Origin of the sequence: Sphingomonas sp. R647 (assembly GCF_020177055.1) — a bacterium.
Lineage (GTDB): Bacteria > Pseudomonadota > Alphaproteobacteria > Sphingomonadales > Sphingomonadaceae > Sphingomonas.
Genome location: NZ_JAIQXT010000004.1, coordinates 154,311 through 177,451 on the forward strand (window position 1 = coordinate 154,311; position 23,141 = coordinate 177,451).

Sequence of the window (23,141 nt, forward strand, 5' to 3'; positions counted from 1 at the left end):
CGAGCGCGTTAGAGGGGGGCGAGGCAGCGCAGTCGGAGGAGGCTCGATGAACGACGAGACCGAAACCGCGACCGGCACCGCCGAGTCGGCGTCGCACGATGCGCAGGACAGCCTGTCGCCCGACTTTGTTCGCACCATCCTCGAGCTGGTCGAGGCGGGCGATACCGAGGCTGTGCGCGAGCGGGTCGAACCGCTGCACCCCGCCGACATCGCCGATCTGGTCGAACTGACGCCGACCGACCAGCGTCAGGCACTCGCTGCGGCGATCGCCGGCCTGATCGACGGCGACGTGCTCGCCGAGATGAACGATTGGGTGCGCGAGGCGCTGATCGAGGCGCTTGAGCCACACGAAGTCGCCGACATCGCCGCTGAGCTCGATACCGACGACGCCGTCGCGATCATCGAGGACATGGAGGAAGAGGACCAGCGCGCCGTCCTCCGCGCGCTCGACCCCGATGATCGCGCGGCGATCGAAGAGGCGCTGTCCTATCCCGAGGAGTCCGCCGGCCGCCTGATGCAGCGCGAGCTGATCGCGGTGCCCGAACATTGGACTGTTGGAGACGTGCTCGATTATCTGCGCGGCGAAGAGGAGCTGGCGACCGATTTCTGGGAAATATTCGTCGTCGATCCCGCGCATCACCCGGTCGGTACCTGTGCCTTGTCATGGGTGCTGCGCACCCCGCGATCGGTATCGATGGCCGATGTGATGAAGCGCGAACAGACGCTGATCCCGGTCGACATGGACCAGGAGGAAGTCGCGCTGATCTTCCAAAAATACGCGCTGATCTCCGCCGCTGTGACCGACGATTCCGGGCGACTGGTCGGCGTGATCACCGTGGACGACATCGTCCACATCATCTCCGAAGAAGCCGGCGAGGACGCGCTGCTGCTGTCGGGCGCGGGCGATGGCGACATCAACGAGCCGATCCGCGACACCTATATCGCGCGCGTTCGCTGGCTGATCGCCAATCTGTTCACGGCGCTAGTGGCGTCGTCGATCATCGCAATCTTTGGCGGCGCGATCGAGCAGATGGTGGCGCTCGCGGTGCTGATGCCGATCGTCGCCTCGATCGGTGGCAATGCGGGAACGCAGACGATGGCGGTCATCGTGCGCGCGATCGCCACCAATCAGCTGACCCAATCGAACACGATGCGGATGGTCAAGCGCGAGATCAAGGTCGCGTTGCTCAACGGCGGGACGATCGCGGTGCTGCTGGGGCTGGGTGCCGGGCTGGTCTTCTCCAACCCCGCGCTGGGGGGAGTGATTGCGGCGGCGATCGTCATCAACATCCTTGTCGCGGGCCTCGCCGGAGTGCTGGTCCCGGTCGCATTCGACCGCATGGATCAGGATCCGGCGGTCGCGTCATCGGTGTTCGTGACGATGGTGACCGATTCGATGGGGTTCCTCGCCTTTCTCGGCCTTGCCGTCGCGTCGGGACTGGTCGGCTGGTAGCTTGACCGGCAGGCGCGCGGCCCCCAGATCGCCGCGATGGCCCTCCATCTGACCAAAGTCGCATTCGGCGCCGCAAGTTTTGAGCATCTGCGCGAACGCCTCACACTGCGCGGCGTGACCGGCCCGGTTGCGCTGACCACCCGCTATCTGCCCAAGCGGCATGAGGAGATTACGGGAGAGGGATCGCTGTTCTGGATCCTCAAGCACCAGCTCATCGCCCGCTCGCCGATCCTGGGCTTTGCCGAGGCCGAGGGCGGGCGCTGCGCGATCCTGCTCGATCCGACATTGGTGCAGGTCGTGCCGCAGCCCAAGCGCGCGCATCAGGGCTGGCGCTATCTGGAGGGCAGCGACGCCCCGGTTGATCTCGGCAGCGGCGACATCGCGTCACTCCCGCCCGAATTGGCGGGGAAGCTGGCGGAGTTGGGGTTTTGAGCGCGCAGCGGTTCTGATTTTCTCGCACAAAGACACGAAGCCACGAAGAGCGTGCACCTTCTTTGTGGCTTCGTGTCTTTGTGCGATTCAAAGATCCTGCGGCTCCGCCGCAGACCTATCGCGCCAGACTCGGAAACGCCGCCCGGAAAGCCGCCACCTTGGGCTTGTCCCAGCGGACGATATAGCCGTGGTTCGGGTTGCGGCGGGCAAAGTCCTGATGCTCGGCCTCCGCCTCGAAGAACGCACCGCTTTCGATCTTCGTCACGATCGGCCCGCGATATGCACCGCTTTTGCCAAGCTGGTCGATATAGGCACGCGCGACGCGGGCCTGTCCCGGATTTTGCGGAAAGATCGCCGAGCGATAGCTGGGGCCGGTATCGGGACCCTGACGGTTGAGCTGGGTCGGATCGTGCGCGACCGAAAAATAGATGCGCAGCAGCGTCGCATAGCTGACCACGCGCGGGTCATAGACGATGCGGATCACCTCGGCATGGCCGGTGCGCTCGGTCGAGACCTGAGCATAGGTTGCCGTCGCGCGCGTGCCGCCGGCATAGCCGCTGGCCACCGACTTGACGCCCTTCACCCCCTCAAACACCGCCTCCATGCCCCAGAAGCAGCCTCCCGCGAGCACTGCGACCTGATCGCCCTGTTCAGGCGCGACATCGGTGGCAGAAGCGGGAATCGCGACCGCCTTCTCCCCGCCGCCCGCGAGTACCGGCGGCACCAGCCCCGCGAGGTTGGCAAAGGCGACTGCGCCAAGGCCTGCGAGGCCAAGAGCGGCCGCGCGCAGCATCAGAACAACGGCGCCGCGATCACCTGCTCCGCATGGAGCGCGATCATTCCGATCGCGCCGAGCGAAAAGCCGGTGAGGAAACGGCGGAGGAACGGCGATTTGAGAGCCGCGATCATGAGTCTGGTCCTTGTTGATTGGCGCGGAGATGGGGATGCCAGCTCCGATTCCAAGCAAAGAGTAACTTGGCCACGCTGAACCTGCGCTGGCCTTCCCGTTCATATTCGGGAAGGCCGCGCAAAAGGTTTCAGCAATGGTCGAAAAAAGTGGCGGCTTAGATTAGGCCGCACCGGCCCGCTCCCCCACCCGGCCACCCAACGCGAGTGTATTCTATGGGTGGCCGGGTGGGGGAGCGGGCCGGCGCCGCTTCAGCGCAGCTGAACTCTAACGCAACGCGGCGCACGCTTCCTGGATTCGCGTGCATGCCTGCGTCAGCAGCGCCTCGCTGGTGGCATAGCTGATGCGCAGCGCCGGGGAGAGGCCGAACGCGCCGCCATGCACTGCCGCAACGCGCGCATCGTCAAGCAGATAGCCGACCATCGTCTCGTCAGTGTCGATTACCAGACCCTTTGGCGTCGTCTTGCCGATCAGCGCGCTGAATTCGGGATAGACGTAGAAGGCGCCTTCGGGCGACGGGCAGGTCATGCCATCGATCTGGTTGAGCATCGACACCACCAGATCGCGGCGCGTCTGGAACGCCGCGTTACGTTCGGTCAGGAACGACTGGTCGCCGTTGAGCGCCGCCACCGACGCGGCCTGGCTGATGCTGCATGGGTTGCTGGTCGACTGCGACTGCAGCTTGCCCATCGCCTTGATCAGCCATTGCGGTCCACCGGCATAGCCGATGCGCCAGCCGGTCATCGCATAGGCCTTCGACACGCCGTTGGCGGTCAGGGTGCGGTCGAACAGCGCCGGACACACCTGCGCGATCGTCGCGAATTCGAAGCCGTCATAGAGGATATGCTCGTACATATCGTCGGCGTAGATCAGGACATGCGGGTGCCGCTCCAGCACTTCGCCCAGTGCGCGCAGCTCGGCCGCGCTGTATGCCGCGCCGGTCGGGTTGGACGGGGAGTTAAGCACGACCCATTTGGTCTTGGCGGTGATCGCCGCATCGAGCTGTGCCGGGGTGATCTTGTAATTCTGGTCGGCACCGGCAGCGACGAACACCGGCTTGCCGCCCGCGAACTCGACTACATCGGGATAGCTGACCCAATAGGGCGCGGGGATCACCACCTCGTCGCCCGCGTCGATGGTCGCGCAGAATGCGTTGAACAGCGTGTGCTTTCCGCCCGAATTCACGCTGATCTGGTTTTCGGCATAGGTCAGGCCGTTGTCGCGCGCATATTTGGCGACAATCGCGGCCTTCAGCTCGGGCGTGCCGTCGACATTGGTGTACTTCGTCGCACCGCGGCGGATCGCCTCGATCGCGGCTTCTTTGACGAAATCGGGCGTGTCGAAATCGGGCTCGCCCGCGCCAAGGCCAATGACATCGACCCCGGCGCGCTTCAGCTCGAACACGCGGCTCGTCATCGCGAGCGTCGCGGAGGGCTGGATGCGGTTGAGCGCGGCGGAGGTCTGCATGGAAAACGCCTCTCTGAATGGAAACCGCGCGCCCTATAGGGTCGTGATGCCCCCATCCGCAACCGTAACAGCCGAAACCAGCCCGCGCAGGGCGTTGCCGAGGAAAAATCCGTCAGAAAGGTCCTCAGTGCGCAGGTCGGCCTCGACCGCGCGGCCACTCGCGATCAGCTCGGCGCGGAGCACGCCGGGCAGGATGCCACGGGTGAGCGGCGGCGTCAGCAACATGCCGTCGCGCGCCACGAAAAGCGATGTGAAGCTGCCCTCGGTCAGATAGCCATCGGCATCGACATATATCGTCTCCCACGCCCCGGCGACACGCGGCCAGGGGCGACGGTCGGTCGTCTTGTGCGCCAGCCGAAAGTCGCGCGGCGCGACTTTGCGGGTGGCAAGCGCGACCGTCTCCGGATCGACCGGAACCTCAGGCATCGGTGCGGTGCCGATCGCGATGCGCCCCTCCGGCGACAGCAGCAGACGCACCTTGGCCGGATGGCGCAGGCGGAAGGTCGCCGCCTGCAGCTCGTTGCGCACGCCGTGGCGGTCGAAGCGGATGCCGAACGCCTCGGCACTCGCGCGCATGCGTTCAAGATGGCGCTCCAGCAGCGCAATCCCGCCGACCGGATCGAACGCCATCGTCTCGATCAGGTCGAACCGCCGCTGGCCGCGCGTGAGGAACGCGCCCTTGGCCAGACACTCGTCCCATTCCTCGCCGGCGCGCGAATCGGCGACCACGCCCGAGCCCAGCCCGATGCTCGCCTCGCTGGCCCCGTCGCGCAGATGGAGCGTGCGAATCGCGACGTTGAACGCGGCATCGCCATCCGGGTCAATCCGCCCGATCGAGCCGGTATAGGCGCCGCGCGCATCGGGCTCGACCGCAGCGATCACCTCCATCGCCCGGATTTTGGGCGCGCCCGTCACCGATCCGCACGGGAAGATCGCCGCCAGCGCCTGTCCCGGCCCGATTTCGGGCGCAAGCTTCGCGGCGATGGTCGACACCATCGTGTGCAGCGTCGGATAGGTTTCGACCTTGAACAGCTCGGGCACCGATACGCTGCCCGGCGCGGCGATGCGGGTGAGGTCGTTACGCATCAGATCGACGATCATCAGATTCTCGGCGCGCTGCTTTTCGTCCTGCGCGAGTTCCACGCGCGCCGCCTCATCCGCTTCCGGGGTCGCGCCGCGCGGGGTCGTCCCCTTCATCGGCCGCGCGATCAGTTCGCCCTGGCGGAGCGCGAAGAATAGCTCGGGCGAGAAGGACAGCAGCCAGTCGCTGCCAGTCCACACGATTCCGCCATAGCCCGCCGCCGCGCGCGAGCGGATCGCGGCATAGATCGCAAGCGGATCGCCCGCGACGCGCACTGCCGCGCGAAAGGTTAGGTTGGCCTGATATATGTCCCCCGCCTCGATCCAGTCATGCACGCGCGCGAAGGCGGCGTCATAGTCGCTGCGGGAGATCTGCGGCGTTGGCCGGCCGACCCATGCGCCCGCCGGATCGGGTAATCGTGCGGCGATCGCGTCGGGGGCGAGGTGCTCGACCGTCTCGAACAAGCCGAACCACAACAGCGGCGTGCCGCCTTCCCGACTCAGCCCGCCTAAGCGCGGCTCCAGCGCATGGCCGGCCTCATAGGCGATATACCCCGCCGCATGCAGCCCCTCCGCCTGCGCTGCGTCGAGCGCGGCCAGCGCCGGCGCGACCTCCTCCGGTCGATGCGCAGCGATCACCCGCACCGGCGCGGTGTAGAGGCGCGCTTCCGCACCACCCGGCCGGGCATCGTCGAGCAGCACAAACGGTGTCTGGACAAGCATCGCACTGGCCATGAAGCGCTAAACGTCCGCCCGCAAGCCTCTGTTGCCGCTTGGCCGCGCGCCGCCTATCTCCCCGGACATGTCCACGCCCCCGCTGCGCGCCGCCATCGTGCCTGTCACCCCGCTTCAGCAGAATTCGACCCTGCTGTGGTGTACCCGCACCATGCGCGGCGTCTTCACCGATCCCGGCGGAGACCTCCACTTGCTGAAGGCCGCAGCACAGCAGCATGGCGTCACCATCGAAAAACTGCTGATTACCCACGGCCATATCGACCATTGCGGTCAGGCCGGGAAACTCGCCGCCGAACTCGGCGTGCCGATTGAGGGTCCGCATGAGGCCGACCGCTTCTGGATCAGCCGGCTCGACGATGATGGTCGCAACTACGGCATCGACGGCAAGCCGTTCGAGCCCGATCGCTGGCTGGTCGATGGCGATACCGTGACGGTCGGCGAGCTGACGCTCGACGTCTATCACTGCCCCGGCCACACGCCGGGCCATGTCGTATTCCACCACGCGCCGTCAAAGCTCGCCATCGTCGGCGACGTGATCTTTCAGGGCTCGATCGGCCGCACCGATTTCCCAATGGGCAATCATCAGGATTTGCTCGACGCGATCACCAGCAAGCTGTGGCCGCTCGGCGACGACACCGTATTCGTCCCCGGCCATGGCCAGCCGAGTAGCTTCGGACAGGAACGCAAGACAAATCCGTTCGTCTCGGATCGCGCGCTCGCCGGAAATTAAACCGATCGGTTGACAGTTATCGGGGCGGCGGATAATTCAACCAAATGGTTGAACGACTCGACATGACTTTCCACGCGCTCGCCGATCCCACCCGACGCGCGATGCTCGCCACCCTCTCCAGCGGGGAGAAGAGCATCGGCGAGTTGGCCCAGCCCTATGCGATGACCCTCGCCGGCGCATCCAAGCACGTCCAGGTGCTCGAACGCGCCGGCCTCGTCACCCGCCGCCGCGACGGGCGCACCCATCGCTGCGCGCTCAACCCCGCCGCGCTCGCCGAGGCGAACCAGTGGCTCGAACAATGGGCGAAGTTCTGGACCGCGCGGCTCGACACTCTCGACACCCTGCTCGCCGACCTTCCCAAGGGAGACACGCCATGACCGACACGATTGCCGATCTCGCCATCCTCGCCCCCGGCACGCTGCGCATTGTCCGCGTCCTCGACGCGCCACCTGCAATGGTGTGGCGCTATCTGGTCGAAGCCGATCTGCGTCGGAAATGGTTCGCGGGCGGCACCGATGCTCACGCGGATGCGCCGGTCGAACTGCTGTTCGACCACGACAATCTGTCGGCGGACGCGGTCCCCTATCCCGAGAAATACGCCAAATGGAAAGGCGCGGCCGGGCGCGAGCGGGTGGTGGAATATGATCCGCCCCACGTCTTCGCGATCAGCTGGGACGATGGCAAGGAAGGCACCGCCCGGTTCGAGCTGTTCGCCGAAGGGAGCGACAAGACCCGCCTCGTCCTCACGCACAGCGGCATTACCGGCCCCGCGCCGATGGCCAATTTCGGCGGCGGCTGGCATTCGCATTTTGCGGTACTTCAGGGGCTGCTGGCCGGCGAGCCGGTCCGCAATTTCTGGGCGCTGCATGCGGAATCGGAGGCGAAGGTCGCAGCCACGCTCGCAGAGACTTCGACAAGCACGCGATGACTCCCTAGATCGGCGCGATGCTGATCCTCGGCCTCGAATCAAGTTGTGATGAAACCGCCGCCGCGCTGGTGACGGGTGACCGCCGCATCCTGTCCCACCGCCTCGCGCGACAGGATGAGGCGCATCGCCCGTTTGGCGGCGTCGTCCCCGAGATCGCCGCGCGCGCGCACGTCGAGGCGCTGGAGCCGCTGATCGCCGCCGCGTTCGAGGAAGCGGGCGTCACCCTCGCCGATGTCGATGCGGTCGCCGCCACCGCCGGGCCGGGACTGATCGGCGGGGTGATGGTCGGCCTCGTCACCGGCAAGGCGCTGGCGCACGCCGCGGGCAAGCCGCTGGTGGCGGTCAACCATCTGGAGGGACACGCGCTGTCCCCGCGCCTCTCCGACCCCGACCTTGCCTTCCCCTACCTCCTCCTCCTCGTCTCGGGCGGGCATTGCCAGCTGCTGCTGGTCGAGGGGGTTGGCGCCTATCGCCGCCTCGCCACCACGATCGACGATGCGGCGGGTGAGGCGTTCGACAAGACCGCCAAGCTGCTCGGCCTCGGCTTTCCCGGCGGCCCGGCGGTCGAAGAAGCGGCCAAGCGCGGCGACCCGCGCGCAGTCCCGCTGCCGCGCCCGCTGGTCGGATCGGGCGAGCCGCATTTCTCCTTCGCGGGCCTCAAGAGCGACGTCGCGCGCAAGGTCGGCAAGTTCGCGCCCGAAGATCTCGCCGCCTCGTTCCAGCAAGCGGTGGTCGACTGCCTGGTCGATCGCACCCGCATTGCGCTGGCCAAGGCACCTGAGGCTACCGCTCTCGTCGTTGCGGGCGGGGTCGCTGCCAACACCGCCGTCCGTGGGGCGCTCACCTTGCTCGCCGCAGAACATGGCCTGCGCTTCGTCGCGCCGCCGCTCTGGCTCTGCACCGACAATGCCGCCATGATCGCCTGGGCCGGGGTCGAGCGGTTTGCGCTCGGCCTGACCGATCCGCTCGACATGCCCGCGCGCCCGCGCTGGCCGCTCGACCCGGATGCGGAAAAGGTGCGTGGCGCGGGGGTGAAGGCATGAAGATCGGAGTTCTCGGTGGCGGAGCATGGGGCACGGCGCTCGCTCAGGTCGCGGCGCGTAACGACCAGCCAGTGACGCTGTGGGCGCGCGAGGATGACGTCGTGGCGTCGATCAACGCGGCGCATGAGAATGCGCTGTTCCTGCCCGGCATCCCGCTCGCGCCGTCGATCCGAGCGACCAGCGACCTCGCGGCGCTGTCGGACTGCGACGCGCTGCTCGTCGTCGTCCCCGCGCAGTTCCTCCGCTCGGTCCTCGCGCAACTGCCAACCGACAACCGCCTGCTGGTGCTGTGCGCCAAAGGGATCGAGGCGGGGACGCAGAAACTCGTCGCCGAAATTGCCCGCGAGTTGCATCCCGACGCGCCGGTCGCGGTCCTGTCCGGCCCGACCTTCGCGCATGAAGTTGCCAAGGGGCTGCCTACCGCCGTCACGCTGGCGTGCGAGGACGATGCCCTGCGCGATGCACTGGCTGAGCGACTCGGCGGCGCGACGTTCCGCACCTATGGCTCGTCCGACGTCACCGGCGCGGAGATTGGCGGCGCGGTCAAGAATGTCCTCGCGATCGCGTGCGGCGTGGTCGAGGGCGCGGGGCTCGGCCTCAACGCCCGCGCCGCGCTGATCGCGCGCGGCTTTGCCGAGATGAAGCGCTTTGGCGTCGCGCGCGGCGGGCGGCCGGAGACGCTGGCGGGGCTGTCGGGTCTGGGCGACCTCGTCCTGACCTGCTCCTCGACCAATTCGCGCAACTTCTCGCTCGGCGTTGGCCTCGGTCAGGGCAAAGCCGCCGCCGAGCTGCTTGCCGACCGCCGCACCGTGGCGGAGGGTGCCGCGACCGCGCCGGTGCTGCGCGAGGCCGCGCGCGCCGCCGGGGTCGAAATGCCGGTGACCGAAGCCGTCTGTGCACTGCTCGAAGGAACGCCGGTCCGCACCGTGGTCGACGCACTGCTCGCCCGCCCGCCGCGCGGCGAAGCCGCATGAGATGGGCGGCGATGCTGCGGGGGATCAACCTCGGCAAGCGTCAGCTCAAATCGGCGGAACTCAAGGCGGTGATCGAGGGATTGGGCTTTACCGACGTCAGGACCCTGCTCGCCTCAGGCAATGTCATGTTCACCGCGCCCGGCGCGATCCGCGACGTGCTCGAAACGCAGATCCACGCCGCGCTGGCAGAGGCGACCGGGCTCAAGTCCGAAATCTTCGTCCGCACGCCCGAGGAGATGGCGGCGGTCGTGTCAGCCAACCCGTTCCCCGATGCGGCCGCGGATCGGCCCAGCTTTCTCGTCGTCACCTTCCATCGCAAGCCAGTGGATGCCGCTGCCGTCGACGCGCTGATGGCCAGCCATGATGGCCCCGAACGCGCGCAGGCGATCGGCCGGGAGCTGTATATCGACTTTCCGGAAGGTCAGGCGCGGTCGATCCTGCATGCTCCGCTGGGCAAGGCGACGCGCGATCCCGTCAACACCGCGCGCAACTGGAACACCGTCCTGAAGATCCGCGACGCACTCTAGCGCAGCGCTGCCGCCGCCAGCGCGCTGCAATTGGCATCCTGCGCAAGCGGCGGACGATCGCCGGCAATCGCATCGCCCAGCAGCTTCAGCACCCCGCCGACATTGGGCTTCGCGCCTTCGGGCAGGCGCATCACCGGCGACTTGATCGTGCCGGACACCGGCACCGGTTTGGTCAGCCGCAACAGGCTTTCCTTCTTCGGCGATCCGGTCATCGCCAGCGACAGCCGCTCGTTCGACAGGTCCACCGTGCCGGCAAAACGCGACTGGCTGCGCGACGTGTCGATCAGGAACGGCGCCAGCGTCCCGGTGCCGCCCTTCACGTCGAGCCGCAGGATCATACAGCGCAACGCCGCCACCTTGTCGCCATCGACCAGCGCGCCACGCCCGACATCCAGGCCCAGATACGATGCGATGTTCGCCGGAATCTGCCCCGCGCCACCGACCAGCGCGACGCTGCCGCTCGACCGACCGACGGCAGCGCGGATCGTGCGCCCCTCTCCGGTCAGACGGACATGCCCCTGCAGCGGCGCATCGAGCACCCCGTCCCCGGCCAGCGCGGCGATGCGGCTGCCACGCAGCGACAGATCGAGCGTCAAGGTCGGTGCGGGCTTCCCGCCACGCTGGTCGATCACCACGCGCCCGCTCATCCGCCCGGGCGTCATCCCCATCGCGAACGGAGCGACGGTCAGCCGCGCATCGTCGAGCGTCAGCGTCGCCTCGACCGAACCGAAGCCCATCGTGCCGAGAATCCGGTCCACCCGCACGCGCAGCACGCCATCGACATCGCTCACGCTCTTGAGGTCGATCTGCGTCGCCGGGACCAGCCGGTCGCCCAGCCGTGCGCGGCGCGCGGCAGCGATGGCCAGCCCGCGATCACTGGCGAGATCGTCAAAGGCGAGCGTGGCGAGCTCGACATCGCCCTCGATCCGCGTCCGTCCGGGCTGGCTTTTGTCCACGGTTGCGTTCGCGTTCGACAGGCGCGATTGCCCGATCGTACCGGCGAGCCGCTCGATCCGCCACTGGTCACCCTTGCGCGACACCTGTCCGGTCAGCGCCACCGGCTGGGTACCGAACAGTCCCGCCTCGATCACCCGGTCGATATCGAGCAGGTCGTTACCCTGCGCCTTGAGTGCAAAGGCCATGTCGCGGGTATTGAACGGTGCCGCCATCGCGCCGTCGGCCTCGATCCGGGTGCGCGGTCCCGCCACGGTCGCGCGAAAGCCCCAGCGCTTGCGCCCCGCCACCGGGTCGCCAGCGATCCGGATTCGCACCGGTTCATCGCCCAGCGCGCCATCGCCACCCGCACGAAAGGCCGATCCATCCGAATCGATCCGCAGCGTCGCGCGTCGGTCCTTCTTTGCATCGCGATAATCGAGGATCAGGTTGCGCACCGCCAGCCGGTCGAGCCCGCTGCCCCCGCCGCTGCTGCGCTCGCGTTCGCGCTCCCAACTCTTGCGGCCATCTTTCGCGCGAATCAGCACGATGCGTCCATTCTCCGCCTCGACCGGCTCGGGCGCAAAGCGTCCGGTCAGAATCGGCAACACCGGCAGCCGCACGGTCACCCGCTCGACCCGCACCATTTCGCCTGCACCGGCCCAGTCGGGCTGGGCAATGCGCAGATCGCGAATGTCGAGCAGCGGCGAGAAGGAAAAGAACCCGCGCCGCTCGATCGCCCCGATCGTAACCGGCGCACCGATCTGCGCCGACAACGCGCGTTCCGCCCGCCCCTTGAACGCCCCCCAAGGCATCATCGCGAGCACGAGCAGCAGCAGAAGGAGCGCCGCGGCAATGCCGATAGCGATCCGGATCATCAGGGTGCGGGAAGGCGCAGTCATCGCCGCAGGACGCGCCGTCCCCGATTTCGTTCCGGGGCCGGTTCAGAAATCGATCGCGATGCCCTTCAGCTCCCAGTCGCCATAGCGCGTGGGATCGTTGCCGAGCGGGTCGGTTTCCGCCTTCTTGCCCGCCTCCGGTCGCGGCAGCGGCGGGCTCTTGGACAGGTATGCGGGCGGCTTCACATGTGGGGGACGCTTGCCCATGATGGTTCCTCGATTGAAGCGGGACGTGGCATTTCCCACATTGGGGAGTGAAAGGATCGAATCCAAGTGAACGGCTTCAAGACGACGATGTTGCTGGCAGCGCTGACCGCGCTGTTCATGGCTTTGGGCTTCACCATCGGCGGGCGCGGGGGCATGATCATCGCGCTGCTGGTCGCGGTGGGGATGAACCTGTTCACCTACTGGAACGCCGACAAGATTGTGCTGAAAATGCATGGCGCGCGACAGGTCGACGCGACTTCGGCTCCCGAATTCTACAACCTTGTAGCCGGGCTGGCCCAGCGCGCGCAGCTGCCGATGCCCAAGGTCTATGTCATCGACTCGCCCCACCCCAACGCCTTCGCTACTGGCCGCAATCCCGAGAATGCGGCGGTCGCCGCGACAACCGGCCTGCTCAACATCCTCAACCGCGAAGAGATTGCCGGCGTGATGGCGCATGAACTCGCACATGTGCGCAACCGCGACACGCTAATCATGACGATGGTCGCGACGATTGCGGGTGCGATCTCGATGCTCGCCAATTTCGGCCTGTTCTTTCGCGGCGGCGGCGGGGACAATCGCGGCGCGATGCTGGCGACGATCCTCGCGGTGATCGTCGCGCCGTTCGCCGCGATGATCGTGCAGATGGCGATCAGCCGCACCCGCGAATATGGCGCGGACAAGGGTGGCGCGGAGATTTCCGGCAACCCCCGCGCGCTCGCCTCAGCGCTCGCCAAGCTCGCGCAGGGCGCGGCAGCGGTGCCCAACCCGGTTGCAGAGCGCAATCCGGCTGCGTCGCAGTTGTACATCGTCCCCGGCCTCGCACGCGGCGGCGACAGCCTGTTTTCGACCCACCCCGATACCGGCAACCGCATCGCGGCGCTGGAGGAACTGGCGGTCACGATGGGCCAGAGTGCGCCGCTCGACGTGTTCGCTGCCCCCGCGCCTGCCAACCGTCCGTCCGCGCTCGGTGTACGCGCGACGCCCCGTCGCGGCAGCGCGCTCGACCCCAACCGGCGCGGATGACGCTTTGGGGGTGAACGCGCAGCCGTTTCGGCGTAGGGGGCGGTGATGCCCCGCCCTACCGGTCATCGCCCCCCGCCCCGCCCCGCCAATCCTCCCGGCGTTCCCGCACGCCTCGCCGCCTTGCGCCTGCTCGACGCAGTCCTGCGTCGCGGCCTCGCGATCGAACAAGCGCTCGACGCCTCGACCCAAGGGCTCGCCCCGTCCGATCGCGGGCTCGCGCACGCGATCGCGGCTGAGGCACTGCGCCGGCTCGTCGATCTCGACGACCTGATCGACAGCGCAACGCGTAACCGCCTGCCCGATGACGCCAAGGCGCGCTTTGTCCTGCGCATCGCGCTGGTTCAGGCATTGCGGCTCGGTACCCCGCCGCATGCGGCGATCTCGACCGCGCTACCGTTGGTCGATGGCGGCCCGCGCAAGCTCGTCCATGGCGTGTTCGGCACGCTGATGCGCCAGAATGCCGTGCTCACCGATCCGCCCGCGCTGCCGGGCGACGTCTATGCCCGGATCGCCGGCAATTGGGGCGAGCGCGTCGCCGACGCCGCGTGCGCCGCGATCGCCGCCCCGCCGCCGCTTGACCTGACCCTGCGCGGCGGAGCCTCCGCCGAGGGCGAAAGCCTGCTCCCCGGCCATGTCCGGGTCGCGGCGGGCACCAGCATTCCGGAGCATGAAGGCTTTGCCGAGGGCGACTGGTGGGTGCAGGACATCGCCGCCTCGCTCCCCGCACGCCTGATCGGCAGCGGATCGGGTCGCGCGCTCGACCTGTGCGCCGCGCCGGGCGGCAAGACGCTCCAGCTCGCGGCCGCCGGATGGGACGTGACTGCGGTCGACGCCTCGGAAAGTCGTCTGGCGCGACTTCACGAAAATCTGGAACGCACCGGCCTGTCCGCAACCGTCATCGCCGCCGATCTGCTCAAATGGGAACCGGGGTTCGAGGCCGACGCCGTCCTGCTCGACGCACCGTGCAGCGCGACCGGCATCTTCCGCCGCCACCCGGATGTGCTCCACCGCGTCCGCCCGCGCCTGATCGCGGAGATGGCGGAGCTTCAGGCGCAACTCCTGCCGCGCGCGGCGCGCTGGGTCCGCCCCGGCGGGTTGATGGTCTATGCCACCTGCTCGCTCGAGCCGGAGGAGGGCGAACAGCAGATCGAACGCTTCCTGGCCGACCATCCCGGTTTCGCGATCGACCCGATCCTGCCCGATGAACTGCCCGAGGGGATTCCCGCCCATCCACGTGGCTGGCTGCGCACCCTGCCCGGCATGCTCGCGGACCATGGCGGGCTCGACGGGTTTTTCATGGTGCGGCTCATGCGAGTTGCCGCCTAGAGTTGAGGTGATAAAGGGAAGGCCATGAACCCCGTCCGCATCGCCCCGTCCATCCTGTCCGCCGATTTCGCCAAATTGGGCGAGGAAGTGCGCGCGATCGACGCGGCCGGGGCCGACTGGATCCATATCGACGTGATGGACGGGCATTTCGTCCCCAACATCACGATCGGCCCAGCGGTGATCAAGGCGCTGCGCCCGCACAGCGCCAAGCCGTTCGACGTCCATCTGATGATCGCCCCGGTCGACCCGATGCTGGAGGCATTTGCCGAGGCGGGCGCCGATTGCCTGTCGGTCCATCCCGAAAGCGGCCCGCACCTCCACCGCACGCTCCAGACGATCAAGGCGCTGGGCAAGCGCGCCGGGGTCGTGCTCAATCCCGCGACGCCGGTCGACGTCGTCGATCATGTCATGGACCTGATCGATTTGATCCTGGTGATGAGCGTGAACCCCGGATTTGGCGGGCAGAAGTTCATCGAGAGCCAGCTCGTTAAGATTTCGGCCCTGCGCGCCCGGATCGACACCAGCGGGCGGTCGATCGACCTGGAGGTCGATGGCGGAGTCGATCGCAGCAACGCCGCGCGGGTGATTGCCGCCGGCGCCGACGCACTGGTCGCGGGCACAGCAGCGTTCAAGGGCGGCCCCACGGCCTATGCCGAGAACATTGCAGCACTGCGGGCCGGGTGAGCATTGACGGCGATGAGCCCGCCGATGGGGCGGCCAGCGACGGGATCGAGCAGGGCAAGCGGCTCATCCGGGTCGGGGGCGATCGTGGCCTGTCGCTCGCCGACCGCATTTCCGAAAAGCTGTTCCGCTTGAGCTGGCGCACTCCGATCCACGCGCTGCGGCTCAAGGGCCGTCATCCGCTCAAGCTGATCGCGGTGACCGATGATCCGTTCATGGGCGATCCGGCGCGCGGAAATGCGCTGCTCGACGGCAAGCTGATGTTTCGCGGCGAGAGCCATGACGTCACCGCGCTTGATTTCGCCCGGCCCGGCTGGTCCGCCGCCTTTGGCGAGCATCTGCACAGCTTTGCCTGGCTGCGCGACCTGTCCACCGTCGCCACCCGGCAACAGGCCGCGCCGATCGCCGAAGCGCTGATGCGCGGCTGGCTGGCGGCACATGCCGGCAAGGTCGCCGATCCCGCCTGGCGCGCCGACCTATGGGGTCGCCGCCTGCAATATTGGACCGCGCACGCGCCGCTGATCCTGTCGAGCACCGACCTTGTCTATCGCTCACAGGTGCTCCACGCACTTGCCCGTGGGGCGCGCCATCTCGATCGCGCCGCCGATCGCGCGCCGACCGGGGCGCCGCGCATCGCCGCATGGAGCGGGGTGCTCACGGCCGGACTGATGATTCCCGGCGGCGACCCGCGCCGCGCATTCGGCGAGGCCGGGCTGTCGCGCGCGATCACCGGAGCGGTCAGCCGCGACGGCGGCATCACCGGCCGCTCGCCCGCCGCTCTGCTCGACGCGATTCAGCTGCTCACGCTGCTGCGCGAAACCTATGCCGCGCGCCGGCTTGATGCCCCCGGATTTGTCGTCGCCGCCATCGACCGCATGGTCTCGGCGCTGCTCGGCGTCAGCCATGGCGATGGCGGGCTGGCGAGCTGGCAAGGCGGGATTCCGATTTCCGGGGACGTGATCGAACAGACGGTTGCAGCCACGGGCGCGCGCGTCCGCCCGCTGCGTCAGGCGCATGAATGGGGCTATCAGCGGCTCGCCCAGCAGGGGACGGTGCTGATCATGGACGCCGCCCCGCCACCGATCGCGCGGGTGATGGCGGGCGGCTGCGCCTCGACCCTCGCTTTCGAGTTTTCCGACGGTGCCGAGCGGATCGTGGTCAGCTGTGGCGGCGCGCGCGGCGCCGACCTGCGCCTGCCCGCCGCGCTGACCGAGGGGCTGCGGACGACTGCGGCCCATTCGACGCTGGTCGTGCGCGACAGCAACTCCACTGCGATCCATCCCGACGGCACGCTCGGCCGCGGCGTGGTCGAGATGGAGCTGAGCCGCAACGAGACCGATACCGCCAGCCGGATCGAGGCAAGCCATGACGGCTATGCCCGCCGTCACGGCGTGATCCACCGCCGCACCATCGCGCTCGGCACGGATGGACGCGACGTGCGCGGCGAAGACAGCCTGCTTCCCGCCGCCAAGCGTGGTGGCAAAAATGAAGCGGTACCGTTCACCGTCCGCTTCCACCTCCACCCCGCAGTCGAAGCCACCCCCACCGCCGACGGGGCGGGCGCACTACTGCGCACGCGATCGGGATCGGTGTGGCAGTTCCGCGCGCGTGGCGGCGCACTCGCGATCGAGGAAAGCGTGTGGATCGATGCCAAGGGCATTCCACGTGAAACGCAGCAGCTGGTGCTCACCGGAGAAGCACTGACCGGCGGCTCCAGCATCTCGTGGCTGTTCCACCGGGCGCGCAAGGGCAGCTGAGGCGTCGCTACGGCATTGCGATAATTTGGCCCGCATCCTAGAGGCCCCCGCCATGACCAGCATCACCATCCGCCGCGCCCTCCTCTCGGTCTCCGACAAGACCGGGATCGTCGAACTCGGTCAGGCGCTCGCCGCCAAGGGGGTCGAACTCGTCTCGACCGGCGGGACGTCAAAGGTGCTGCGTGAGGCAGGGCTGGAGGTCCGCGACATCTCCGACCTCACCGGCTTTCCCGAGATGATGGACGGCCGCGTCAAGACGCTGCACCCGGTGGTGCATGGCGGCCTGCTCGCGGTGCGCGACGATGCCGGGCACATGGCCTCAGCCAGCGAACATGCGATCGGCATGATCGATCTGGTCGTGGTCAACCTCTACCCCTTCGCGCAGACGGTGGCGAAGGGCGCGAGCCGCGACGAGATCATCGAGAATATTGATATCGGCGGCCCCTCGATGGTCCGCTCGGCGGCCAAGAACCACGCCTTTGTCGCGATCGTCACCGATCCCGCCGACTATGCCGTGGTCGCGACCGGCGAAACCACGCTGGAAGACCGCAAGCGCTTCGCCGCCAAGGCCTATGCCCTGACCGCGCAATATGATTCGACCATCGCCAGCTGGTTCGCCTTCGCCGATCAGGGCGAGCGCTTTCCCGAAACGCTGCCCATGGTGTTCAAGCGCGGCGAAGAACTGCGCTACGGTGAGAACCCGCACCAGTCGGCGGCGCTCTATCTCCCCGCCGGCCCCGCCACGCCGGGCATCGCGCAGGCCGAGCAGTTGCAGGGCAAGGAGCTGAGCTACAATAACTATAACGACGCCGATGCCGCGCTCGAGCTCGTCAGCGAATTCCGCGACGGCCCGCCGACCGTGGTCATCGTCAAGCACGCCAATCCATGCGGCGTCGCCACCGCCGAGACTTTGGTCGATGCGTACAAGGCGGCGCTCGCCTGTGACTCGGTGTCGGCCTTCGGTGGCATCATCGCATTGAATCGCCCGCTTGACGCGGACACGGCGCGCGCGATCACCGACATCTTCACCGAAGTCGTCGTCGCCCCTGGCGCGAGCGACGAAGCCAAGGCGATCTTCGCCGCGAAGAAGAATCTGCGCTTGCTGATCTGCGGCGAACTGCCCGACCCGACACGCCCGGGTCTGATGCTCAAGACGATCGCGGGCGGCGCGCTGGTCCAGTCGCGCGACAGTGGTCGGGTGACGCAGAACGCGCTCAAGGTCGTGACGCAGCGCGCGCCGACCGATCAGGAGCTGGCCGACTGCCTGTTCGCCTGGACCGTCGCCAAGCACGTCAAGTCGAACGCGATCGTCTATGCCAGCGGCGGCAGCACTGCGGGTATCGGCGCGGGCCAGATGAACCGTCTCGAATCCGCGCGCATCGCCGCGTGGAAGGCCAAGGACGCCGCCGAAAAGGCCGGTTGGAGCGAACCACGCACGATCGGCAGCGCGGTCGCTTCCGACGCCTTCTTCCCGTTCGCCGACGGCCTGCTCGCCGCGGTCGAGGCGGGCGCCACCGCGGTGATCCAGCCCGGCGGATCGATCCGCGACGATGAAGTAATCGCGGCGGCGGACGAAGCCGGTCTCGCAATGGTCTTCACCGGGATGCGCCACTTCCGGCACTGATTGGGACGCCCCGCCCCCCGTTTGCGCTGAGCTTGTCGAAGCGTGGATCCTGAATCTTGCGGTTCAGGATCGGCCCTTCGACAGGCTCAGGACAAGCGGAGGCTCACACCTTCTCGTCCGGCAGCGTCGGTTCGCTCTTCGGCATCTTCTTGAACAGCTGGCGGTCCTCCGGCCCGAACGCCCATTTCCCGATCACCGCGAAATAGGCGATGCAGATCGCCGGAACGCCGACCGACAACTCCAGCCATTCGAGGCGGTGCGGCAGCCGGGTGAACGCCCAACCGACCGCTCCCGCGACCACAATTGCCGCGATGAAGCCCGGGCGCAGGCTGAATACCGACGCACCGGTCAGCCGCGCCAGCATCCAGCATTTGATCGTCGACCCCAGCGCCAGCGTCAGCACCAGCGCCATCGCCGGCCCCAACGCCTGGACATGGATGTCAAAGCCCATCGCCCGCATCTGGAACACCAGCGCAAAGCTCAGTGCCGCCTGGAACGCCAGCAACAGCATGGATACCACCAGATTGCGGTGTCGCGCCATATAGACCAGCCCGGCTTCGGCCACCGCGCCGGGCGTCGCGGCGACCTCGGCGGCAAGCAGGAAACACAGGGCCGCTGCGCCGACCACGAATTGCGGGCCGACCACGCCCATCACCCCTTCCGCCGGGATGCCGCCCATCAGCAGCAATGCCGCCTGTAACGTGATGATCCAGAATCCGACCTGCCGCACCTGCGCCGCGATCGCCCCGCGATTCCCCGCCGCCAGATTGCGCGCGATCACCGGTCCCAGCACCGGATCGAAGCTGGTCTTGAGCTTTTGCGGGATCGAGGAGACCTGCTGCGCCATGTAATAGATGCCGACGATCGCCGGCGGGAAGAACAGGCCGAGGATGAACCGGTCGATGTTGCGCGATCCCCATTCGAGCGCGTCGGCCCCCGCCAGCGGCATGTTGCGCCGGGCGAGCTGAAGCAACGGCGTCACCCGCGGCGACCAGCCATGCGGCAGGCCATAGCTGCGGATGAACGGGATCAGGCTCGCCACCAGCGCCGCCGCCATCGACAGCACATAGGCGATGATCAGGCCATCGCGCGCCGAGACATAGTACAGCACCCACGCCGCGATGCTGATCGTCCATGGCTCGACGATCGCCCGTGCCGTCACCGTCGCCTTCACATTGTTACGATAGGCGAGCGCGGCGAGGCTGACATCGGACCAGGCAATCGCGAACACAATCACTGCCAGATAGCGGTCGAGCCCGGTCGTCCCGCTGTTGGGGAACATCAAGTCGGGAAAAGCGAACAGCAACGCGCTCGCGAGCACCGAGACGACGAAGGCGACGACCATCCCGTCCCACACGACATGGGCATGCGGTCGGTCGGTCGATGCCAGCGCCTGCGCCAGCCCGCGCTTGAGCCCGAGCGTCGCGAGCAATGCCGCCAGCTCGACCACCACCACGGCAAGCGCGAACCGCCCGACCGTCTCTGCGCCATAGAGCCGCCCGGCAATGAACAGGAACGGCAAGCGCGCGAGCAGGCGCAGGAAAAAGCCGAAGATGTTCGTCCGCCCGCCCTTCGCGAGCGCGTTCAGGTCATCGGAAGGGCCGTTCTGCGCGGCGGCGGTGCTCAATGCGCCGCGCCCCAGCTCGCACCCGTGCCGATCTCGACACCCAGCGGCACGGTCAGCGTGACCGCCGGTTCAGCCGCAGTCTCCATCACGCGGCGGATCACCGCCGACGCCGCTTCGACATCGCCTTCGGGCAGTTCGAACACCAGTTCGTCATGCACCTGCAGCAGCATCCGCACGTTGGGCAGCCCCGCGTCCAGCAACGCCGGTCCCATCCGCGCCATTGCGCGCTTGATGATGTCGGCGCTCGTGCCCTGAATCGGTGCGTTGATCGCGGCGCGCTCGCTGCCCGCGCGTTCATTCTGGTTGGGCGCGTTGATCCGGGTGAAGTGCGTTTTCCGCCCGAACAGCGTCGTCGTGTAGCCGCGCGCCTTCGCCTCGTTCAGCGTGTCGGCGATGTAGCGGCTGATCCCGGGGAAGCTCTGGAAATAGCGGTCGATCATCCCCTGCGCCTCGTCCGGCGTGACGTCGAGCCGCCCGGCCAGCCCCCAGCGGCTGATGCCATAAAGGATCGCAAAGTTGATCGTCTTGGCCCGCCCGCGCGTGTCGCGGTTGACCTCACCGAACAGCTCCATCGCGGTGCGGTTGTGGATGTCCTCGCCCTGTTCGAACGCCTCGCGCAGCGCGGGAACGTCAGCGATATGCGCGGCGAGGCGCAGCTCGATCTGCGAATAGTCGGCCGACAGGATGACATTGCCCGGTTCGGCAACGAAGGCGTCGCGGATCTGGCGCCCGACTTCGGTGCGGATCGGGATGTTCTGCAGGTTCGGGTCGGTCGATGACAGCCGTCCGGTCTGTGCGCCGGTCAGCGAGTAACTGGTATGCACGCGCCCGGTCGCCGGGTTGATCTGCGCCTGCAACGCGTCGGTATAGGTGGATTTGAGCTTCGACAGCTGGCGCCAGTCGAGCACCTTCGCCACCATCTCGCGTCCCGGCGAATCCTTGTCCGCCGCGATCCGCTCCAGCTCGTTGACGTCGGTCGAATAGACGCCGCTCTTGCCCTTGCGCCCGCCCTTGATCCCCATCTTGTCGAACAGCACGTCGCCCAATTGCTTGGGGCTGCCGATGGTGAATTTGAACCCGGCAATGGCGTGAATCTCGCCCTCCAGGCTCGCAATCTGTTTCGAGAATTCGTCCGACAGCCGCGCCAGCACCGTCGCGTCGACCTTGATCCCCGCGCGCTCCATGTCGGCGATCACGCGCACCAGCGGCCGATCGACCATCTCATAGACCCGCGTCGCGCCTTCATAAGCGAGGCGCGGCTTCAACCGCCGCCACAGCCGCAGCGTGACATCGGCATCCTCGGCGGCGTAGCGGGTCGCGGCCTTCAGATCGACTTCGGCGAACCCGATCTGCTTCTTCCCGCTCCCGGTTACGTCCTTGTACGCGATGCAGCTGTGCGCGAGATGCGTCGCGGCCAGCTCATCCATGCCATGCCCGTGCAACCCGGCATCGAGGTCGAAGCTCATCACGATCGTGTCGTCGAACGGCGCGATGTCGATCCCCAGCCGGCCGAGGATGATCAGGTCATATTTGAGGTTGTGCCCAATCTTGAGCACCGCCGGGTCCTCGAGCAGCGGCTTGAGCTTCGCCAACACCGTCGCCCGGTCGAGCTGCACCGGCTTCTCCGCGAACATGTCGGTCCCGCCATGTCCAATCGGAATATAGCAGGCGAGGTTCGGGTGCAGCGCCAGGCTGACCCCGACCAGCTCGGCGCGGGTCGCGTCGGTCCCGGTCGTCTCGGTATCCACCGCGACCCAGCCCTGATGCCGCGCCACCGTGATCCAGCGATCCAGCGCCGCCTCATCGACCACCGTCTCATAGCCATCATGGTCGCACGGCGGATCCGGCTCGAGGCCCGGCACCTCATGCGTTTCGACCGGCGCATCCGCGACCGAGCTCGACTCGCTCCCCAGCCGCGTCAGGAGCGTCTTGAACCCGTGATGCTCCAGAAATGCACGCAGCGGCGCATCGGGAATCCCGTCGAGCACGAAATCGTCGAGCGGCTCGGGCAGCGGCACGTCGTCGGCCAGCGCGACCAGCTTGCGCGATAGCCGCGCCATGTCGGCATGCTCGATCAAATTATCGCGCAGCTTGCCCTTCTTCATGTCGGGCGCGGCAGCCAGCACCGCCTCGACATCGCCATGCTCCAGGATCAGCTTGGCCGCAGTCTTCGGCCCCACGCCGGGCACGCCGGGAACGTTGTCGACGCTGTCGCCCATCAGCGCCAGCACCTCGCCCAATTTGTCCGGCCCGACCCCGAACTTTTCGACCACCGCCTCCGGCCCCATGCGCCGGTCCTTCATCGTGTCGAGCATGTCGATGCCGGGTTCGGTCAGCAGCTGCATCAGATCCTTGTCGGAGCTGACGATCGTCACCTGCCACCCCTGCGCCAGCGCCGCCTTGGCATAGGATGCGATCAGGTCGTCCGCCTCCCAGCCCAATTCCTCGATGCACGGCAGGCTGAACGCGCGCGTCGCGTCGCGGATCATGGGGAATTGCGGGCGCAAATCCTCCGGCGCGGGCGGGCGGTGCGCCTTATACTGGTCGTACAGGTCGTTGCGGAAGGTATGCTCGCTCTTGTCGAGGATCACCGCCAGATGGCTCGGGCCCTCCGCCTTGTGCAGCTCGCTCGCCAGCTTCCACAGCATCGACACATAGCCATAAACCGCGCCGGCCGGCTCGCCATGCTTGTTGGTCAGCTTGGGCAGCACATGATAGGCGCGAAAGATAAAGCTCGAGCCGTCGACAAGATAGAGATGAGGCATGGCGACGGCTTAGCAGCGCGAAA

General features: G+C 67.4%; 20 protein-coding genes. 13 read left to right on the forward strand and 7 right to left on the reverse strand.

What is annotated here, in order from left to right; translation table 11 throughout:
- The first annotated feature begins 46 nt into the window (after positions 1 to 46).
- Positions 47 to 1,453 (forward strand): magnesium transporter, encoded by a 1,407-nt coding sequence (gene mgtE, locus K9B35_RS10815; protein ID WP_224921850.1) that lies wholly within the window; start codon positions 47 to 49, stop codon positions 1,451 to 1,453.
- A 36-nt stretch (positions 1,454 to 1,489) separates the two neighbouring features.
- Positions 1,490 to 1,885 carry a DUF1489 family protein gene (locus K9B35_RS10820; RefSeq protein ID WP_224921851.1) on the forward strand — a complete coding sequence of 132 codons (396 nt, stop codon included), beginning with the start codon at positions 1,490 to 1,492 and terminating at the stop codon, positions 1,883 to 1,885.
- 115 nt (positions 1,886 to 2,000) lie between these two features.
- Here K9B35_RS10820 and msrA read toward each other — a convergent pair whose 3' ends face one another.
- The 3 genes from msrA to pabB all read right to left on the reverse strand — a co-directional run bounded on the left by msrA (position 2,001) and on the right by pabB (position 6,062).
- Positions 2,001 to 2,678 (reverse strand): peptide-methionine (S)-S-oxide reductase MsrA, encoded by a 678-nt coding sequence (gene msrA / locus K9B35_RS10825; RefSeq protein WP_224921852.1) that lies wholly within the window; start codon positions 2,676 to 2,678, stop codon positions 2,001 to 2,003.
- A 381-nt stretch (positions 2,679 to 3,059) separates the two neighbouring features.
- Positions 3,060 to 4,259: a pyridoxal phosphate-dependent aminotransferase gene (locus tag K9B35_RS10830; RefSeq protein ID WP_224921853.1), complete on the reverse strand. Its 1,200-nt coding sequence runs from the start codon at positions 4,257 to 4,259 to the stop codon at positions 3,060 to 3,062.
- A 33-nt stretch (positions 4,260 to 4,292) separates the two neighbouring features.
- Positions 4,293 to 6,062 (reverse strand): aminodeoxychorismate synthase component I, encoded by a 1,770-nt coding sequence (pabB, locus tag K9B35_RS10835; RefSeq protein WP_224921854.1) that lies wholly within the window; start codon positions 6,060 to 6,062, stop codon positions 4,293 to 4,295.
- Positions 6,063 to 6,141: 79 nt separating this feature from the next.
- Here pabB and K9B35_RS10840 point away from each other — a divergent pair, with 79 nt between their 5' ends.
- From K9B35_RS10840 to K9B35_RS10865, 6 genes are read left to right on the forward strand one after another with little or no spacing between them, the layout of a single operon-like run.
- Positions 6,142 to 6,804, forward strand: coding sequence for an MBL fold metallo-hydrolase (locus K9B35_RS10840; RefSeq protein ID WP_224921855.1), 663 nt, complete (start codon positions 6,142 to 6,144; stop codon positions 6,802 to 6,804).
- 44 nt (positions 6,805 to 6,848) lie between these two features.
- Positions 6,849 to 7,181, forward strand: a complete 333-nt coding sequence (locus K9B35_RS10845) for an ArsR/SmtB family transcription factor (RefSeq protein ID WP_224921856.1) — start codon at positions 6,849 to 6,851, stop codon at positions 7,179 to 7,181.
- Entirely contained in the window at positions 7,178 to 7,732 is a 555-nt protein-coding gene (locus K9B35_RS10850) for an SRPBCC family protein (protein WP_224921857.1), read from the forward strand. Before K9B35_RS10845 ends, K9B35_RS10850 begins: the two co-directional genes overlap by 4 nt.
- Before the next feature lie 17 nt (positions 7,733 to 7,749).
- Positions 7,750 to 8,775, forward strand: a complete 1,026-nt coding sequence (gene tsaD, locus K9B35_RS10855) for a tRNA (adenosine(37)-N6)-threonylcarbamoyltransferase complex transferase subunit TsaD (RefSeq protein WP_224921858.1) — start codon at positions 7,750 to 7,752, stop codon at positions 8,773 to 8,775.
- Positions 8,772 to 9,749: an NAD(P)H-dependent glycerol-3-phosphate dehydrogenase gene (locus tag K9B35_RS10860; protein ID WP_224921859.1), complete on the forward strand. Its 978-nt coding sequence runs from the start codon at positions 8,772 to 8,774 to the stop codon at positions 9,747 to 9,749. Before tsaD ends, K9B35_RS10860 begins: the two co-directional genes overlap by 4 nt.
- A gap of 11 nt (positions 9,750 to 9,760) precedes the next feature.
- Positions 9,761 to 10,276, forward strand: a complete 516-nt coding sequence (locus K9B35_RS10865; RefSeq protein ID WP_224921860.1) for a DUF1697 domain-containing protein — start codon at positions 9,761 to 9,763, stop codon at positions 10,274 to 10,276.
- On the opposite strand, the gene K9B35_RS10870 is transcribed toward K9B35_RS10865, so the two are convergent.
- Positions 10,273 to 12,087 (reverse strand): AsmA family protein, encoded by a 1,815-nt coding sequence (locus tag K9B35_RS10870; RefSeq protein WP_224921861.1) that lies wholly within the window; start codon positions 12,085 to 12,087, stop codon positions 10,273 to 10,275. The genes K9B35_RS10865 and K9B35_RS10870 overlap by 4 nt on opposite strands.
- Before the next feature lie 66 nt (positions 12,088 to 12,153).
- Positions 12,154 to 12,315 (reverse strand): DUF1674 domain-containing protein, encoded by a 162-nt coding sequence (locus K9B35_RS10875; protein ID WP_224921862.1) that lies wholly within the window; start codon positions 12,313 to 12,315, stop codon positions 12,154 to 12,156.
- Between the two features lie 66 nt (positions 12,316 to 12,381).
- Here K9B35_RS10875 and htpX point away from each other — a divergent pair, with 66 nt between their 5' ends.
- Genes htpX through purH form a run of 5 tightly spaced genes read left to right on the forward strand, consistent with a single transcriptional unit; the run spans position 12,382 to position 18,726 of the window.
- Positions 12,382 to 13,338 carry a zinc metalloprotease HtpX gene (htpX, locus tag K9B35_RS10880; protein WP_224921863.1) on the forward strand — a complete coding sequence of 319 codons (957 nt, stop codon included), beginning with the start codon at positions 12,382 to 12,384 and terminating at the stop codon, positions 13,336 to 13,338.
- A 45-nt stretch (positions 13,339 to 13,383) separates the two neighbouring features.
- A complete protein-coding gene (locus tag K9B35_RS10885; RefSeq protein WP_224921864.1) occupies positions 13,384 to 14,664 on the forward strand; it encodes an RsmB/NOP family class I SAM-dependent RNA methyltransferase in 1,281 nt (426 codons plus the stop codon).
- A gap of 24 nt (positions 14,665 to 14,688) precedes the next feature.
- Positions 14,689 to 15,348, forward strand: coding sequence for a ribulose-phosphate 3-epimerase (gene rpe / locus K9B35_RS10890; RefSeq protein WP_224921865.1), 660 nt, complete (start codon positions 14,689 to 14,691; stop codon positions 15,346 to 15,348).
- Entirely contained in the window at positions 15,345 to 17,102 is a 1,758-nt protein-coding gene (locus tag K9B35_RS10895) for a heparinase II/III family protein (protein ID WP_224921866.1), read from the forward strand. Before rpe ends, K9B35_RS10895 begins: the two co-directional genes overlap by 4 nt.
- Positions 17,103 to 17,154: 52 nt before the next feature.
- Complete coding sequence (gene purH / locus K9B35_RS10900) at positions 17,155 to 18,726, forward strand: bifunctional phosphoribosylaminoimidazolecarboxamide formyltransferase/IMP cyclohydrolase (RefSeq protein ID WP_224921867.1); 1,572 nt, start codon at positions 17,155 to 17,157, stop codon at positions 18,724 to 18,726.
- A 103-nt stretch (positions 18,727 to 18,829) separates the two neighbouring features.
- Here the strand turns inward: purH and K9B35_RS10905 are convergent, their stop codons facing one another.
- Both K9B35_RS10905 and polA read right to left on the reverse strand, forming a co-directional pair.
- The gene (locus tag K9B35_RS10905; RefSeq protein ID WP_224921868.1) at positions 18,830 to 20,353 is read right to left on the reverse strand and encodes a lipopolysaccharide biosynthesis protein; all 1,524 of its coding nucleotides are present in this window, start codon (positions 20,351 to 20,353) and stop codon (positions 18,830 to 18,832) included.
- A complete protein-coding gene (gene polA / locus K9B35_RS10910; RefSeq protein ID WP_224921869.1) occupies positions 20,350 to 23,118 on the reverse strand; it encodes a DNA polymerase I in 2,769 nt (922 codons plus the stop codon). The genes K9B35_RS10905 and polA overlap by 4 nt, the downstream gene beginning before the upstream one ends.
- Positions 23,119 to 23,141 lie beyond the last annotated feature (23 nt).